At 53.2% G+C, this 15,555-nt stretch carries 16 protein-coding genes; 8 read left to right on the forward strand and 8 right to left on the reverse strand.

Features of this window, described 5'->3' with window-relative positions; all coding sequences use genetic code 11:
* Positions 1-10: 10 nt before the first annotated feature.
* The 3 genes from fliM to AL01_RS03720 all read left to right on the forward strand — a co-directional run bounded on the left by fliM (position 11) and on the right by AL01_RS03720 (position 2,883).
* Entirely contained in the window at positions 11-1,243 is a 1,233-nt protein-coding gene (fliM, locus tag AL01_RS03710) for a flagellar motor switch protein FliM (protein ID WP_077396080.1), read from the forward strand.
* Positions 1,227-1,787, forward strand: coding sequence for a hypothetical protein (locus tag AL01_RS03715; RefSeq protein ID WP_077396081.1), 561 nt, complete (start codon positions 1,227-1,229; stop codon positions 1,785-1,787). The genes fliM and AL01_RS03715 overlap by 17 nt, the downstream gene beginning before the upstream one ends.
* A gap of 133 nt (positions 1,788-1,920) precedes the next feature.
* Positions 1,921-2,883 carry a flagellin gene (locus AL01_RS03720; RefSeq protein WP_077396082.1) on the forward strand — a complete coding sequence of 321 codons (963 nt, stop codon included), beginning with the start codon at positions 1,921-1,923 and terminating at the stop codon, positions 2,881-2,883.
* An 85-nt stretch (positions 2,884-2,968) separates the two neighbouring features.
* On the opposite strand, the gene AL01_RS03725 is transcribed toward AL01_RS03720, so the two are convergent.
* From AL01_RS03725 to flgF, 8 genes are all read right to left on the reverse strand, one after another.
* Positions 2,969-3,916 (reverse strand): glycosyltransferase family 8 protein, encoded by a 948-nt coding sequence (locus AL01_RS03725; RefSeq protein ID WP_077396083.1) that lies wholly within the window; start codon positions 3,914-3,916, stop codon positions 2,969-2,971.
* 54 nt (positions 3,917-3,970) lie between these two features.
* Positions 3,971-4,879 carry a glycosyltransferase gene (locus AL01_RS03730; RefSeq protein WP_077396085.1) on the reverse strand — a complete coding sequence of 303 codons (909 nt, stop codon included), beginning with the start codon at positions 4,877-4,879 and terminating at the stop codon, positions 3,971-3,973.
* Positions 4,880-4,980: 101 nt separating this feature from the next.
* Positions 4,981-5,412 carry a GlcG/HbpS family heme-binding protein gene (locus tag AL01_RS03735; RefSeq protein WP_077396086.1) on the reverse strand — a complete coding sequence of 144 codons (432 nt, stop codon included), beginning with the start codon at positions 5,410-5,412 and terminating at the stop codon, positions 4,981-4,983.
* A gap of 78 nt (positions 5,413-5,490) precedes the next feature.
* Complete coding sequence (locus tag AL01_RS03740; RefSeq protein WP_077396087.1) at positions 5,491-6,504, reverse strand: alpha-ketoacid dehydrogenase subunit beta; 1,014 nt, start codon at positions 6,502-6,504, stop codon at positions 5,491-5,493.
* Positions 6,505-6,531: 27 nt separating this feature from the next.
* Positions 6,532-7,533, reverse strand: a complete 1,002-nt coding sequence (locus AL01_RS03745; protein ID WP_143280671.1) for a thiamine pyrophosphate-dependent dehydrogenase E1 component subunit alpha — start codon at positions 7,531-7,533, stop codon at positions 6,532-6,534.
* 243 nt (positions 7,534-7,776) lie between these two features.
* Entirely contained in the window at positions 7,777-8,862 is a 1,086-nt protein-coding gene (locus AL01_RS03750; protein WP_077396091.1) for a hypothetical protein, read from the reverse strand.
* A 71-nt stretch (positions 8,863-8,933) separates the two neighbouring features.
* Positions 8,934-10,481, reverse strand: coding sequence for a flagellar hook-associated protein FlgK (flgK, locus tag AL01_RS03755; RefSeq protein ID WP_077396093.1), 1,548 nt, complete (start codon positions 10,479-10,481; stop codon positions 8,934-8,936).
* 164 nt (positions 10,482-10,645) lie between these two features.
* Positions 10,646-11,401 (reverse strand): flagellar basal-body rod protein FlgF, encoded by a 756-nt coding sequence (gene flgF / locus AL01_RS03760; RefSeq protein WP_077396095.1) that lies wholly within the window; start codon positions 11,399-11,401, stop codon positions 10,646-10,648.
* Between the two features lie 262 nt (positions 11,402-11,663).
* Between flgF and flgG the strand changes: the two genes are divergently transcribed.
* From flgG to AL01_RS03785, 5 genes are all read left to right on the forward strand, one after another.
* On the forward strand, positions 11,664-12,452 hold the full coding sequence (gene flgG, locus AL01_RS03765; protein ID WP_043558144.1) for a flagellar basal-body rod protein FlgG: 789 nt from the start codon (positions 11,664-11,666) through the stop codon (positions 12,450-12,452).
* A gap of 13 nt (positions 12,453-12,465) precedes the next feature.
* The gene (gene flgA / locus AL01_RS03770; protein ID WP_077396096.1) at positions 12,466-13,533 is read left to right on the forward strand and encodes a flagellar basal body P-ring formation chaperone FlgA; all 1,068 of its coding nucleotides are present in this window, start codon (positions 12,466-12,468) and stop codon (positions 13,531-13,533) included.
* Entirely contained in the window at positions 13,530-14,276 is a 747-nt protein-coding gene (gene flgH / locus AL01_RS03775; protein WP_077396097.1) for a flagellar basal body L-ring protein FlgH, read from the forward strand. The genes flgA and flgH overlap by 4 nt, the downstream gene beginning before the upstream one ends.
* 153 nt (positions 14,277-14,429) lie before the next feature.
* Positions 14,430-14,930 (forward strand): bactofilin family protein, encoded by a 501-nt coding sequence (locus tag AL01_RS03780; protein ID WP_077396099.1) that lies wholly within the window; start codon positions 14,430-14,432, stop codon positions 14,928-14,930.
* Positions 14,930-15,547, forward strand: coding sequence for a MotE family protein (locus AL01_RS03785; protein WP_077396101.1), 618 nt, complete (start codon positions 14,930-14,932; stop codon positions 15,545-15,547). The genes AL01_RS03780 and AL01_RS03785 overlap by 1 nt, the downstream gene beginning before the upstream one ends.
* The last annotated feature ends 8 nt before the right edge of the window (positions 15,548-15,555 follow it).

A 15,555-nucleotide genomic window follows, 5' to 3' on the forward strand; every position in this document is an offset into this window, starting at 1 on the left:
TCTGGACTCAATGGCGGATGAAGAGGAGCAGGCACAGGCTGATCAGTCTGGCTTGACAGAAGGGCAGGGAGTGGAGCAGCCCAGCCCGGACACAGAAGACCATGCCGCATGGAATAATACCCCGGAAGAGGAAGATGTCTCCTCCTCCGGGGTCGCTGCGCATGAGGGGGATGATGGTGAAGAGGACGGCCATGCGTTGGACCAGTCCGCTATTGATGCCATGCTCGGTAATGCATTTTCCGGCTCTGCCATGCGAGAAGAAAGCGGGATGGAGCGCATCATTAAGGCTGGTTTTGTAGCCTATGAGCGCATGCCCATGCTGGAGAATGTGTTTGACCGGCTCGTGCGGTTTCTTTCTTCGACATTGCGTGGCTTTACCAATGATAATGTCGATATTACCATGGAGAACATGCGGTCCCTGCGTTTTGGGGATTACATGGGTGAAGTGCCGTCTTCCTCTTTGTTCTCGGTTTTCCGGGCGGAGCAGTGGCGAAACTACGGGCTGGTCGTTGTTGATTCGTCCTTGTCTTATTCCATTGTGGACATATTGATGGGCGGAGAACGGGGGGCTGGCCCGAAGATTATTGAGAATCGCCCCCATACAGCTCTTGAAAGAGCCCTTATTGAAAAGCTGATCGTCATTACATTGGCGGATTTGTCCGAGGCCTTTGCCCCGGTCGGCAAGGTTGATCTGACTTTTGAAAGGTTGGAGATTAGCTCCAGTCTGGCGGTGATTGCTCGCCCCTCCAATGCAGCTATTGCGGCTCGGTTCCATATTGATATGGGCGACAGGAGCGGGGATATGGATATCGTCATCCCTTATGCCACGCTGGAGCCTGTAAGAGAGAAACTTTCCCAGCAGTTTATGGGGGAAAATTTCGGTAATGACTCCATATGGGAAAATCATCTCATTTCCGAAATCATGGAAACAAGCGTGACCGTTTCGACTGTGTTCGAGACGGCGTTTTTCCCGCTCTCCCAGATTCTGGCGTTGAAGAAAGGGAGTGTCCTCCACCTGCCAAACAAGGGAGAAACCCCACATTCTGTCAGGATGGAATGTGATGGAACACCAATTTTTGAAGGCACGCTGGGCCGGTTGCACCGGATGCAGGCTGTCCGGATAGATCAGCGTCTCATCCCGCTGGAAGAAGATCTGACGCCGGAGCTGCTGGCGTCTCTTGGTTCCATTTCGGTGGAGCAGCAGTCAGCAGAACAGAGGGGACATCATGCTTCTGAACAATAGTCAGCTCATCATCGAGATTCTTTTGATGGTTGTCCTGATAGCCGGGATTATCAGCTCACGCCTTATCGTCCGGCGGCTGGGTGTTATTCGGGACTCCTACACAGCGTTGAATGAGATGGTTGCTACGCTTGATGCCTCGACAGAGCAGATGAATCATATGTTCGAGCGTGTCCGGCATGAGGTGACACAGGGAGACAGGCGTTTGTCTGTCTTGCTGGAGCGTGCCCGCAATGTAGAAGAAGATCTTATCGACCAGCAGAAAATGACGAAAGAGACTGCCGAGTCTCTGTCTGGTGTTCTGGCACATTCGGAAAAGCAGGAATCTGATCTAAATGGTGTGGTGGAAGCAGCCAAGGCTATGCTGCACCAGCTAGAAGAGCAGTTGGAAAAACAGCAGAAAGCTCTTGAGCAAACCAAAGTGGTTGAATCTGCTCAACTAGAGGAAGAGTCTGCCCCTCATTTCTCTGATCAGATTGTTGTGCCTGTCCCGGGGCGGCTGCGCAGCCCAAGGCCTTATTTACGGAAAAATGAATCTGATGGCTAAAGAGCGGTATTTTTCTTTGCCCCGTTATTTTGAAATGTCCTTTGTAAGAAACATGTAAGGTTTCTGTGTTTCTATTCATCTGTCAACGACGAGATCGTTGTTTTGTAATACAGATGTGCAAGGAGAAAAGACTGTGAGTCTTTCTATCAATACCAACCAGTCCTCAATGGTTGCTCTGGAAACACTGAACACCACGCAGAGCGATCTGGCTAAGACAGAAAATGCCGTCTCCACCGGTAAGAAAGTTGCTAACGCTTCTGATAACCCGGCTGCTTTCGGTATTTCCTCCCAGATCGGGGGTGATATTGCTGGTCAGAGCGCTGTTAATGATGGTCTGAGCTATGCTTCCCAGATTGTCAGCTCCACAAACTCTGCTGCTAACAGCATCATCAACATTCTGCAGAACGTCCAGAATGCTGTTACCACTGTTGGTAACAACATGGGCAACGAGTCCTCCTTGGGCCAGCTCGACAAGGAGCTGACAGGCTACATGAAGAGCATTGATACCATTGCTCGCAACGCTACGACAAAGGGGATCAACCTGCTGTTCGGTGGTACAGCTGCTAGCACCAGCACAAGCCTGGGTATCACCGCCAACAGCCTGACCTTTGTTACAGGTCTCCAGGGTGATACACAGACACTGACAGGCTATGGCAGCCTGATTGCTTCTACGACTGGTGGGTCCGGCGCTACGCTGACAGATGTTCTGGGTCTGACAACCAATGGTCAGGCTGAAGGTGACCCGACCTCCAATAACTTCCTGACAACAACATCCACTGGTGTTGCACTTGCCTACGCTGGTAAGGATCCGACCGAGGCTGTTGCTGCTATGGTCGGGCGTGTTCAGAAGGCCATTGTTGCCATGACGAACGTTACGTCTGATCTGGGTTCTAACCAGCAGACCATCGACACTATGAGCTCCTATGGCCAGAAGTCTTCTGACTCCCTGACGGCTGCCTCTGGTGCCCTGACAGATGCTGATATGTCTGCTGAGTCCGCTAAGCTGACCTCCCTGCAGACCAAGCAGTCCCTTGGCATTAAGTCTCTCTCCATTGCCAATGGTCAGTCTCAGAACATTCTTTCCCTGTTCCAGTAAGGGGAAGGTGGCCGGCCCTTTCGGGGGCCGTGTCTCTCTGGACAAAGCTGCGGAAGACGCCACCGTGTTTTCACGGTGGCGTTTTTTATGGCAGCTGGAGTGTTTCTTCAGGGTTCAAATAAGCTTTTGTAGCCTGCCATGAGGGGCCATAGATAAAGCGGGCTGCCCGGTTGGAGACATCATTCATGGCGGTGCGGAGGGTTTGCTTGTAATTTTGGAGATACTGGGTGAGTGCTGGGCATCCGGCTACCGCTAGCAGCTGATAATGATATTTGTGCCACGGTTTGGATACATACAGGAAATGCTGCACCTGAATGTTCTTTCTACTTTCATCGACATCGTCCCGCACATCCGGCTGGAAGGGCATGGCCATCTCGGAGATGAACGTCATGGCGAAGTTCCAGCGGGTTGAGAAAAAATGCACGGACTCGTGGAACACTACATTGAGGATGCTTTCGGCATGTCCTGTCCAGTGTTCTTTGATGAACTGGAAGCAGCGGTTACTGTCCCACTGGGTTATGTTTTTCATGTTGAAGAGCATGAGGCCAGCATTGAAATAGCGGCGTGTATCAGTTAGTCCGGTCTCGCGTGTTTGCTGATGTAGCTCGGCTGGTGAGTCATCGGGGAGAATCGTGTTGCGGAAAAAACAGCGCACGGCCCCAATTTTTTTATCTTTTGGCATTTCGTGGATGAGCGAAAGAATGTCGCCAGTCACGATGAGATCGGCATCTAGAAAGAAGACGAATTCATAGTCTGTCATTATCCTCGGTATGAGCAGCGCATAGTACATTTCTTCTGTGGAGAGCTGGTAATCTACAAAATGCTGCTGGACATTTGTAAATGATATTGTCCCGCCAGCATCGTTTACCAAAGATGTCATGACCTTGATGGTGAAGGGGTCTAGCTCTTTGTGGAATATGATGAACGGTATGCGGCTTTTGTCAGACACCGAGTCGAGCACAGACCGTATCGTGGCAATGGCGGGGATGACATAGGCCTTGTCCAGAGACATGACAATGGGGACGGTCTTCATGATGGGGTAACCTGAGAAAGCGCAATGAGATCGGGCAGGGCGTAAGACGGGGTGTTATGTGATCTTTTCAAGCGTTGTCCACATGGGGTCGAATAGGAGATGCGCCAGCTTGTTCTGAGTATCATGTATGACGGAGAGAGCTGTCTTCTTATATTCTTGGACAAGGTCATTGGTCTGTTTTAGAGCGGCATCCATGTCATCCGGGTTGAGAAAGCTAGAAAATTGGCCAAGCTTGATGGTGTGGCGGCTTTCGGCAATGGCTTGGCGGCAGGAGGGGGTAAAGGCCTTATCTGGTTCCGAGAAGAGGGGCATCTGGAAGTTCCACTCCTGTGGGAAGAGATGCAGGGAGTTATGGAAGAGGTAATTCAAAATAGCTTCATCTTTAGTATGCCATGTCTCGTCTAGTAGCTGGATACAGGCCTGACTTTCTTCTGTTGAGATGGCCTGCCTGTTGAAAAGAAGCACGTTGCGACTAAAGTAACGGTCTGTGTTCTCTATCTGGAGAACAGTCCGGGCCGTGTCGGTAAGTTTATGAAAGCGATTAAGGGCTGTATGGGCATGGTACATACAGCGGACAGCCCCGATTTTTTTCTCGGTGGGGAATTGCTCCAGCAGCGATAGGACATCCCCCCGCACCAGCGAGCCTGCCCCGATGCTCAATATGAAATTGCGTGAGGTAAAATATTGGGGGATGAGGAGGGGGTAGAGCAAGTACTCGCAGATGATGTCCTTATAGGTAAAACCAGCAAGGATGCGAGGCATGTTGATGAGGGAAAAATCCACCTCGAAAGAGGATAGAAACATCTTCACCAGATTGGTGATCTGTTCATTGATGCCATCATGAAAGATGGCAAAAGCCAACGCTCGATTATTCCGGGTTGTTTCCAGTATTGATTTTATGGAGACTAGAGCGGGGATTAGATTGTCTTCCCTCACGCCTATGGCAATAGTCATCTGAGGCATTGGAGGGTCCCTATCTGTGGCAACATGACCCTCCTTTTATTCGAACTATCCCTTCGGCAACAAGTCCGCGATAGCGTTCAGATTTTATTCTGAAGTATTTTTCAGGGTAGATCGAATCCCAGACTCTTCAGGGCCTGTTCGGCCATGTTACTGTCTTGTTCGTGTGTCCCGCCTGAAACACCAAGGCCACCAATGACCTGACCATCTGCGATGATAGGGTATCCACCTCCTACAGCGACCAGCCGTGCCCGGCCGGTTATGGGAGCCATGTGAGGGTCTTGAACCAGTTGATTCCAGACATGTGTTGGCTGCCCGAATGAGCAGGCTGTCCAGGCTTTATCTTGGGAGATATCGACTGTCAGAAAGGCAGCAAGATCACTTCTTCCAAAGGCTTGAAGATGTCCGCCTGCATCCGTTACGGCAACGGAAAGATGAAGGCCTTGGGCCTTGCCTGTGTTCAAGACGTTTTGGATGAGGGCATTGGCAGCAGCCAGTGTGATCGTTGCCTGGTTTTTATAAGGGGAACTGGTCATGAGTATTATTCCCTTGATGTGTGTTGGGAAAATGCCGTTTGCCCCATACCGGGCCGGTACGGGGCAGGAGATGGTCCCTTATGAAGGGGACGTCATCGTTTTGGTGACGGCTGTGATGATCTGTTCCACTCCGGGGATGTAGGCTTTTTCCAGAACCGGGGAGAAGGGAACGGGTGTATGGGGTGCACTGACCATCTGCGGGGCGGTTTTCAGGGACGGGAAGCACTGTTCCGTTACCTGTGCGATGATGTCTGTTGCCATGTTGCAGCGGGGATGTGCTTCGTCAGCGGCAACGAGTCTCCCGGTTTTGCGGACCGAGTTTAGAACAGTGGTCAGGTCCAGCGGGGAGAGTGTGCGCAGGTCGATTACTTCCGCACTGACGCCCTGTTGTTCCAGTTGGCTAGCGGCTTCCAAAGCCCGCGGCACCATTGGCCCGTAGGTGACGATGGATACGTCTTCCCCTGCTTTTGCGACCCGAGCCTGCCCGAATGGGATGGTGTATGGTTCCGCAGGAACGGTGCCGGAGACATCGTAAAAGAACTTAGGCTCGCAGAAAATGACGGGGTCCTTGTCCCGAATGGCTTCGATCATCAGGCCCTTGGCATCATGGGGGGTGCTAGGGCAGATGACTTTCAGTCCCGGAATATGGGTGAACATGGAGGTCAGCATCTGGGAGTGTTGGGCTGCCCCATTAATTCCGGCCCCGACCATGGTGCGGATGACGAGTGGTATTTCAGCCGTACCGCCAAACATGTAGCGTATTTTGGCAGCTTGGTTGAGAAGCTGGTCTAAGCAAACGCCCATGAAGTCGATAAAGGGTACCTCCGCTACCACGGGTACACCGGCAAGGGCGGCCCCAACGGCGGCACCGACATAGGCCATTTCTGTCGGGGGTGCATCAATCACCCGGTCCCCATATTTCGTATAAAGTCCTTTGGTGACACCCAATACACCGCCCCATGTATCGGCCACGCCACCGGCCTCAACGCCACCAGCAGTATCCTGACCAAAGATAAGGAGTTTCGGGTCTCTGGCCATTTCCTGATCCAGAGCCTCATTGATGGCTGATTTTAGGGTGATATGTCTTGTCATGATTGGTGGTCCTTCAAATGATTTTTGTTAGTAGGAGACGTACACGCCGTTATGGAGTTCACCGAGGGCCGGATAGGGAGCCTTGAGGGCTTCTTGCACGGCTCTGTCGATCAGCTCCGCCACTTCATGGTCCACCTGTTCCAGCTCTTTCGGGCTGATGCCTATTTTTGAGGCTGATTCTGCGAACAGCTTCAGGCAATCATGGTTCTTCCGGGCGTTTTCCACTTCTCCAGTCGGGCGGTAGACTTGGCTGTCTCCCTCGAAATGGCCATAGAAACGGGTCGTCCGACATTCCAGCAGGACAGGGCCATGTCCGGCACGCATTTTCTGGATAAGCTCACCTGCGGTCTTGTACACGGCAAAGAAATCCAGCCCGTCTACCGTTGCGGATGCCATGCCGAAGCCTTTGGCTCGATCTTCGTAATTGCTGACAGATGTTGTCCTGTGCTGCGGCGTAGATTGAGCGTAGCCGTTATGTTCTACAACAAACATCAGGGGAAGTTTCCAGACGCTGGCGAGGTTCATGCTCTCCAGCACGGCTCCTTCGTTCACGCCACCATCACCGCCGAAGACGATGGCAACATGCCCCTTGCCGGCCAGCTTGTCCGCTAGGGCAGCACCGCAGGCCAAGGGTGCGCCTGCTCCTAGAATACCATTGGCACCCAGCATACCTTTGTTCAGGTCTGCGATATGCATGGAGCCGCCTTTGCCATGGCAGATGCCGCCTTGCCGCCCGTAAATTTCCTTCATCATCGCCACGACATCCACACCTTTGGCAATGGAGTGACCATGCCCGCGATGTGTACTGGCGATCTGGTCCTGATCTGTCAGGTGGCTACAGATTCCTACGGCTGTAGCTTCCTGCCCGGCATAAAGATGGGCAAAGCCCGGTACGGTACCTGTTTTGTAATCGTCATGCAGGCGGTCCTCAAAGGCACGGATCGTCTTTATCCGGCGGTAGGCAGAGAGCACCGTGTCATGTGGGATGGATGTACTATGATTATGTTGCTCTTTTTTACTGTCGCTCATAACTGTCTCCATAATAATCTTATTACGGATGAATATCCGTGCTTCATGGATGGTCTCTGGAGCGGATCAGCAGTTTTGTGAGGTTTGCCTCGGCTCCAGACAGTTTTGTTTTAAGAGTTGTTCGGAGATGAGCGGTAGAAAGATTCTATCTAAAACTTGCCTTATTTTCCATAAATGCAAACGGGCCACTCACCTGCCCAAGCGGTGAATGGCCCGTTTTTTCATACCCGTGGGGGATGGAGTTTAGAGATAGTCGGCTAGTGACATATTTTTGGTATCGGCGATGAGAGAGAAAGATGCTTTCAGCTGGAGGCTGAGATCGGAAGACCGAGAGGCCACTTCGGCAAGATTGACGTTGAGACCATTGGAAAGTTGTTCCTTCACCATTAGCTGAAGGCTGGAATAGATGCCCTGCTGTTTGGTCAGGGTGTTCTGTGTAACACCAACGCTGGTATTCATGTCGATGAGCTGATTGGTTGTCTTGCCCAATGAATCATGTAGTTGGCGGACTAGGCTGGTAAAGCCGGGTGTGGTCGAGGCCATCCCTTTCATGGAGGTCATGATCATCATGTCCCGCATGAGGTCCCGTATGGGGGAGCCGGTGGAGGTGCTGCTGGCTTGCCCCCCTTCCGTGGCGACTGGCCCGGTCTGGACGCTGGAGCCATCCGGCCCAATGATGGCAGAGGATTGGAGGCGACTAGCCTGATCGGCAGGCTGGGAAAGAGCCTGAGAAAAAACGCTCATTCCAGTGCTGTTATCTGCACTGGCGGTTGTAGCCTGACTGAAGACCTCATTGCTGTTGCTCTCATTGAGCCCAGAAACGAGGTGGGAAATTGTCTGCGCTAGCGAGCTGTTGCTGAGTGTTGAAGGCGATGTAACAGGGGCCGTGGATGTGTTCTGACCGGCAAAGATGAAGCCGTTTCCGTCAGACGTGTTGAGGATAGTTCCAAGGCTGCTTAGGCCCATCCGTGCACTGTCGGCTGCGGTGGATGTGGCGGTGCTGGTGCTGCCTTCCGAGGAGAGCATCCCCAGCAGCTGGGTATTGAGAGATTGTGCAAGGTCGGTAACCTGTTTGAAAGCCGTGGAGCTGAGGGATAGGCGGCTCTGGACGGATGAGAGATTGTCTTGATAGCCATTTAGTTCGGCTAGTTTCGGGCTGAGGGACAGGATGGTCTGTTGGTCGCTACCCAGTCCAGAAATGCTGGAGGATGTAGTCCCCTGTGAGGTCTGCCACGCAATGTCTGTCTGCTCGGATTCAATTTGCCTGATGCCCGCATTGAGAATCAGGTTTGCTCCGGCGGCACCATACTGGCTGACATTCATGCTCATGGGGCTGCACTCCTGTGTAGGTTGTGGGGTGGGAGGGAAAAACTACCCGGCTTTTGGGGCCGGGTAGGCTGTTAGTGGACGGCATCCAGCAATGTGCTGAACATGGACTGCACCATGGAGACGACCTTGGCATTGGCCGAGTAGGAGTTTTTTAGGGCCACAATGGCAGCCATCTGGCTGTTGACGTCTACACCGGAAACTGAGGAAACCTTGGTGGAAAGAGAGGTCTGTATGGATGTGGCTGTGGAGAGGGTGCTGCTGGTCTGGCTAATCACCCCTGCCTGACTGGTAGTGAGGGATGTGGCGAGCTGGACGAGGCTTTGCGTTCCATCATAGCCCGTGGCCTGTGTGCTATCCGGCCCGAGGGCGGAGGATGGCGCAGCCAGTGCCCCGGATGTGGCTTCTAGGCTTCCACTCATGGCTTTGCTGAGGACGGCATTGGCAAGTGTGCTGCTGTGACCGTCCGGTCCATCTGCTGTCAGCAGGGATGGGGTCTTCTGATAAGTGTCAGAGACGGAGAGTTGGGAGGAAAGCCCGACCAGTCCTGCTGGTGCCGTTTTCGTTGGATCACTGGAGAGAGGCTGCGTGCTGCCATTGGTGAAGAGGGACACCCCCGCAGTGTTGAAGCGGTTGATGAGTGTGTAGGAGAAGGCATCAAGCTGCGCCTGCATTTGTGGGTAGGTTGAGTCCCGCAGGGTAAGGTTTGCGCCTAATGTTCCATCTGTCAGATGTGAGGTGATGTCTTTCCCGGCCAGCATGATGCCCGACACACCCTGATCGCTGCCATCTGTAGCATGGTACATGCTGGGGGTTAGGTTAGCTGTGGCTTTTGTGGAAAGGGGCCATGTTGTACTGGGGGCTAGGAACTGCCCATCAGAAAGGCCGAGCTGGTCCGGTCGTGTGGGTAAGCGTGTGCCGTCCTGCGTAGTGACCTGCATGTCCCCATTTGGTTTCTCGGTGAAGTTAACCCCCAGCTTATTGGAGAGGCTCTGCATGGCCTCTAGGCGTTTGTTGGCGAGGTCTGCCGTATCAGCGTGAGAGCTGCGGGCTAGCATGATTTGTTGGGAAAGCTGCCCGATTGTGGTCAGGTCAGTATTGATGCCAGAGACTGTACTAGTCACGGCATCCTGTGCGCTTTGACGCTGGGCTTGGTAGACCGAGGACAGGGTATGGATGTTGCTGACAAGAGTCTGCGCAGCGGAAATTACACCCTGCTGTGATGCGCTGTTCTGCGGTGTGTTGGAGAGACTAACGAACGCCGTGCTGACATTCTGGAGATTGTTGGTCAGCGTGCCGATGGTGTTGGCCCCATCAGACCCCGTTGTTGTTCCTTGCACGGCAGAAACGGCAGCAAGGGAGTTGCTGGTGGCTGTTAGCCCGGAGACATGGGCATTCTGCTGATACAACGCATCCTGAAGGGGTTTGGAGATGTTCAGCCGATTGGCTGTTGAGGTTGTGCCAACCCCCACACCGGAGACGACAGTAGAGGATGTGTTGGCGGTCTCCGACACATAACCCGGTGTGGATGCATTAGTGACATTGTTGGATGCTGTGGAAAGCTCGTTCTCAATCGTTTTGAGACCGGATGTGGCAATATTGAGGGACAGGCCAAGATCCATGGTTTCAGTCTTTCTCCCGGAGTGAGGGACTGGCCCTATGGCCAGATACGTCTGGATGATGGTCCAGTGACGTCATCCACATCTCACCCTAAGGCTCTGAGTTTAAGGGAAGTTAAATACAAAGCCTGTATTTGTTAAATAGGCCTTGATATGGCTAAAATTAGCTACGCTGTTACCTCTGTTGCAATTTTGTCGATGGCGTTCAGCCTGCGGGTGAATTCCGTCTGAAGTAGCTGGAAGTTGAGGTCATATTCCCGTTGGGTTTTGATCATTGCTGTGGTCTCCTCCACGGCATTCACGTTGCTGGATTCCAGCATACCTTGGCGAATCTCTTGAGCAGGCACAGCTTGCAGGTCATTTTCATTGGCTGGGCGGAGGAGATGATTCCCTTCAGCATGAAGCGTATTGGGGTTATCAACTGTCGCAAGTCCGAGGCGGGTTATGTCGCCTTTTTCTGTTGAGATGATGCCATCCGCCCCAATGCCAAGGGGAAGAACTTGGTCATCAGGTGTCAGGGTGATGGGCTGGCGTTGGTCATCCAGCAAGGCATTACCGAGGGAATCAACAAGGGTTCCATCATCACTACGGTGGAACTGCCCGTTGCGTGTCAGCCGGATTCCCTGCTGGGTGCGGACCATGAAATAGCCAGCCCCGTTGATGGCGAGGTCCAGTGGATTGCCTGTCTGGCGTAGTTCGCCCTGTAGCATATCCATATAGGTGGATCTGTCCTGATTGTAGGTCAGGGTCTTTTCACCATTAATGAGCTGATCACCATGCTGGCGGGACAGATAGTCAGAAAAGAGAACCCGTTGTTCTTTAAAGCCATCCGTACTGCTGTTGGCCAGATTGTTGGTCGTAACCTCCAGCCCCCGTGTCAGCGCATCAATGCGCGAAAGGGCGAGATAACCGGTCACATCCATGGAGACTGTTCCTAAAGGCTATATCATGACAAGAATAGAGATATCATGCCATCTGAACATGTTTTATGGAAGAGTATATCATTACTTGAACATTAATATATGGCTTAATTAATGATTTATTCTTACAATTAACCTTGATAATGGTTTTTATGTCGGTTTATGGGGAAGGTACGGTTAATGTGTTTTCTGTGCCTGCCATTGTCAGGGTGGCCTTGCGTTGCTGGAAACGTGGGTGATGGCAGAGTTGTGAGGATGTTCATTTATGCTGAGATCACTTGATGTTGCATCAACGGGTATGCAGGCCCAGTCCACCAATGTGGAAACCATATCTCACAACATCGCCAATATGACGACAACAGGTTACAAACGACGCCGGGCCGAGTTTCAGGACTTGATTTATCAGGACCTGCGCCGGGTCGGGACGATGAGTTCCGATACTGGGTATCGGGTGCCTGCTGGGGCGCAGGTAGGTCTGGGTGTGCGCACGGCGGCGATCTACCGCATTAATGAGCAGGGCACATTGTCGCAAACTGGCAATGCGCTGGACCTTGCCGTAGAGGGGCGGGGGTATTTTCGTATTCTTCTGCCTAATGGGGAATATGCCTATACCCGTGACGGCACATTCTCCCTTTCTCAAGATGGCACGATCGTGACGGCGGACGGTTACCCGCTGACTCCGAATATTTCCATTCCTAATAATGCCGAGAACATCACCATCGACCAGACCGGACAGGTGCAATACACGCTTTCCGGGCAGCCAAACTCTCAGGTCGCTGGACAGATTCAGTTAACGACTTTCCAGAATGAGAATGGTCTAGCTGCTATGGGGCAGAACTTGTTTACGGAAACGACCTCCTCGGGCGACCCCATTATCGGCAACCCGGAGACAACAGGTTTTGGGACTATCCGTCAGGGTTTTGTTGAGGAATCGGCTGTTAATGCGGTGACAGAAATTACCGATCTCATCACGGCACAGCGTGCTTATGAGATGAACAGTAAAAGCATCACGGCTTCTGATGAGATGCTCCAGACACTGACCAACCTGCGCTAAGGGTTGGAGCAGCATGGCTTTTCTCGGCACTGGATATTGGAGAGGCGGACGGCGCTTTCTGCTGGCCTGTTCTCGGTTAGGTGTGGGGCTGGTTCTGGCTGGTGGGGTGGTGTCAGGCCCGCTCATGGCGGCCACTTTGCGACCTTCCGGTGTGGTGCATGGCTCTTCTGTCTATTTGTCCGATGTTTTCGAGGGGCTGGGTGTCGGGCAGGACCGACTGCTTGGCCCCGCCCCTGCACCGGGTAAGAGCATCACTATCGGGGGCAGCCAACTCATCGCATTGGCAGATCAGTACGGTGTGGACTGGGACGACCAGTCATCATCCACCAGCCTGACATTGACGAGAGCAGGGCATGTGCTGGGGAAGGAAGATTATGCTGCCCTCGTCCGCAAGGCGATCTTGCAAGATGAGGGCGGTGGCAGTGTCGTAGTGGATGTGACCAGCTTTACACCGCTCGTTGCTGGTGAGTCTGAATCAGACCCAGCCACACTTATGAATCTGAATTGGGACCATAAGACGGGGCTTTTCTCCGCAACCGTGCAGCCCTCTCATTCCGTGGGAGACATGGGGGCTGGCAGTTTCCCGTTGCGGGGTAGTATCCGCCCGGTACAGCCGGTGATGGTGTATGACCATGCGTTGCCATCTGGCCATATCATCCAGCCAGACGATATGCATATGGACCCCGCTTTTACAGGAACTGTGCCTCCCTTAGCTCGTTCTTTGCCAGAGCCGGAGAAGATGATCGGTATGGCACTCGTCCGCACGGTTGGGGCAGGACAGCCCGTGCAGGGGACGGACTTGCGGCGGGCCGTTTTGGTGCATCGGGGGGACCCGGTCCTGCTCAGCTATAATAGTACCGGTATTCGCCTGACCGCTACGGGTAGAGCCTTGGAGGATGGCGGGAGTGGTCAGTTTATCCATGCCCTGAATCTGGGAAGCCGGATGGTCCTCATCGGCAAGGTTATGGCCTCTGGCGAGGTGCGAGTTGATGCATCTTCCACAGCCATTCCTCCAGATTCGGAAGAAGTGAAACGTCTTGGCATCAATAACTTGATGCTGGGTGATGGGAGCCGGCCATGATCCATTCCTTTCGCAAGGGTTTTAGGATGGCGGGCCTTGCTACTACCCTGCTTGGGTTGACGGGCTGTATGGGCGCAGAGACGCTTAGTGAGTTGGGGCATCTCCCCCGGATGACACGGACAGCCGATCCCACTTTGGCGCCAGATTATCGGCCCGTAACTATGCCGACCCCGCCGCTTCAGGCCCCGCCGACTGAAGCCGGAAGCCTCTGGCGGCCGGGAAGCCGTGCCTTTTTTAAGGATCAACGGGCGGCACAGGCGGGAGACCTTCTGACTGTGAAAATACAGGTGGCTGATACGGCCAACGTGACCAACAATACAACGGCATCCGGCAGTGGTGCCGAAGCCTTCGGGATTCCGAGTTTCTTCGGCCTGAAGGGTGGGCTTATGTCTCATTTGACGAGTACCGATGCTCTCCAGACAAACAGCTCTAGCTCCAATAATGGGGCGGGGACGATCCGGCGTATTGATACGGTCACGCTGACATTAGGAGGTGTCATCACGCAGGTTCTGCCTAATGGTAATTTTGTGGTCGTGGCCCGGCAGGAAGTCCGGGTAAATGGTGAGCTGAGGCAGATCATGGTCAGTGGCGTGGTGCGACCGCAGGATATTTCGGAAGATAATATCGTAACGCATGACCGTATTGCCGAGGCTCGTATTTCTTACGGCGGGCGGGGGCAGCTTTCGCAGTATCAGCAGCCCCGGTACGGGCAGAAAGTGTTGGATAGCGTTCTTCCTTTCTGATGACATACTCATAAAAAGACCTTGATGCGGTCATGATTTCAAGGTTTATTAATTGACTGGCCTTAAGATGTGTTCTTAGTCTTTTCATTGAAAGGCTTTATGTAGCCTATCTATCATGGCCATATTGATGGCGTAAAAATAAAGGGGTAGTGAATGTCGGATTCAAAACAGCCGGAAGGCTTCATTCCCAGCGGTCTGGTTGTAGATAATCTTTGCGGGACCTTGGAAGGGAGCCTGACTATCGCCGGTGAAGTGGAGCATGTCGAGCTTCAGGCTGGCCAGCTCTGCGTCACAGAAACGGGCGTTATGAAGGATGGTCAGGTAGAAGCGACATCCATCATCATTGATGGCAGCGTATCCGGTGTGACGTTCACAACGCCGCGTCTTTCTGCTGGGGCTGGTGCTCGTATTTCGGATTGCGTGATTGAGATGGGGAGCCCGACAGGCTGTGCCATCCATGAGGATGCCCATTTTGAGGGCGATGTGCGTATTTCTGTTTCTCGCAAGGGAGGAGCCAGAAAGGCTGACGCCAGCAAGGTAGAGCCGCAGGCTAGCATACCGGCTGGAGATGATGAGCCAGACCCGCATTGGCCTTCCCAGACGCCTGATATCAGCGAGGCGGATCAAGACGCTGATATTCCATTGGGGGGCTGATGCTCAGCAGGCGTTTCCATCACTATAAGGGCTGGCCCTTTTTCTGCATGATGCTGGCGTTGCTCGGCGGGATACCAACGGTGCGACCTGCCATAGCAGCGGGAGGTGATGCCTTGCCTGCCGATGGGGTGGAGCAGCAGATGCAAGAGCAGCAGCGCATTTTGGGTTCAGCCCGCAAAGCACTGGAAATTCGTTTCCATCTGCTGAATCAGTCCATGGCTGATTTGTCTGACCATGTGGATAACCATAAGCTGGTCCCGCAGGAGGCAGCAGCCCGGCTGGTAGGCATCTACGAGGCAATGCGCCCGCGTGAAGCAGCGGCGGTTTTCAATGTGATGGACCCGCATGTGCTTATTGCCATTGCAGCATCCATGAACATCCGCAAGCTCTCTGGCATCATGGCCCATATGACACCGGACAGGGTGAATCTGGTGTCGCAGTATTTGGGAGGTGTTCGGCATTTTCATCATGCCGTTCTTTCTGTTCCCGTTGCCTTTGGTGATGGAGGAGTGAACCTGCCAGTCGGACAGGATGCTGTGTCATCGGATGGTACGGTAGATCATATACAGTATGAGACCATGTCCCAGCATGGGCCTCTGTTGCCCTCACGGCAGTGATGGGACTG

Origin of the sequence: Bombella intestini (assembly GCF_002003665.1) — a bacterium.
Classification (GTDB): Bacteria; Pseudomonadota; Alphaproteobacteria; order Acetobacterales; family Acetobacteraceae; genus Bombella; species Bombella intestini.

What these genes read in the sequence shown, in the direction of transcription:
- fliM (WP_077396080.1), top strand. Translation starts at nt 11, where the DNA reads ATGGCGGATGAAGAGGAGCAGGCACAGGCTGATCAGTCTGGCTTGACA.
- AL01_RS03715 (WP_077396081.1), top strand. Translation starts at nt 1,227, where the DNA reads ATGCTTCTGAACAATAGTCAGCTCATCATCGAGATTCTTTTGATGGTT.
- AL01_RS03725 (WP_077396083.1), bottom strand. Translation starts at nt 3,916, where the DNA reads ATGAAGACCGTCCCCATTGTCATGTCTCTGGACAAGGCCTATGTCATC.
- AL01_RS03730 (WP_077396085.1), bottom strand. Translation starts at nt 4,879, where the DNA reads ATGCCTCAGATGACTATTGCCATAGGCGTGAGGGAAGACAATCTAATC.
- AL01_RS03735 (WP_077396086.1), bottom strand. Translation starts at nt 5,412, where the DNA reads ATGACCAGTTCCCCTTATAAAAACCAGGCAACGATCACACTGGCTGCT.
- AL01_RS03740 (WP_077396087.1), bottom strand. Translation starts at nt 6,504, where the DNA reads ATGACAAGACATATCACCCTAAAATCAGCCATCAATGAGGCTCTGGAT.
- AL01_RS03745 (WP_143280671.1), bottom strand. Translation starts at nt 7,533, where the DNA reads ATGAGCGACAGTAAAAAAGAGCAACATAATCATAGTACATCCATCCCA.
- AL01_RS03750 (WP_077396091.1), bottom strand. Translation starts at nt 8,862, where the DNA reads ATGAGCATGAATGTCAGCCAGTATGGTGCCGCCGGAGCAAACCTGATT.
- flgK (WP_077396093.1), bottom strand. Translation starts at nt 10,481, where the DNA reads ATGGATCTTGGCCTGTCCCTCAATATTGCCACATCCGGTCTCAAAACG.
- flgF (WP_077396095.1), bottom strand. Translation starts at nt 11,401, where the DNA reads ATGGATGTGACCGGTTATCTCGCCCTTTCGCGCATTGATGCGCTGACA.
- flgG (WP_043558144.1), top strand. Translation starts at nt 11,664, where the DNA reads ATGCTGAGATCACTTGATGTTGCATCAACGGGTATGCAGGCCCAGTCC.
- flgA (WP_077396096.1), top strand. Translation starts at nt 12,466, where the DNA reads ATGGCTTTTCTCGGCACTGGATATTGGAGAGGCGGACGGCGCTTTCTG.
- flgH (WP_077396097.1), top strand. Translation starts at nt 13,530, where the DNA reads ATGATCCATTCCTTTCGCAAGGGTTTTAGGATGGCGGGCCTTGCTACT.
- AL01_RS03780 (WP_077396099.1), top strand. Translation starts at nt 14,430, where the DNA reads ATGTCGGATTCAAAACAGCCGGAAGGCTTCATTCCCAGCGGTCTGGTT.
- AL01_RS03785 (WP_077396101.1), top strand. Translation starts at nt 14,930, where the DNA reads ATGCTCAGCAGGCGTTTCCATCACTATAAGGGCTGGCCCTTTTTCTGC.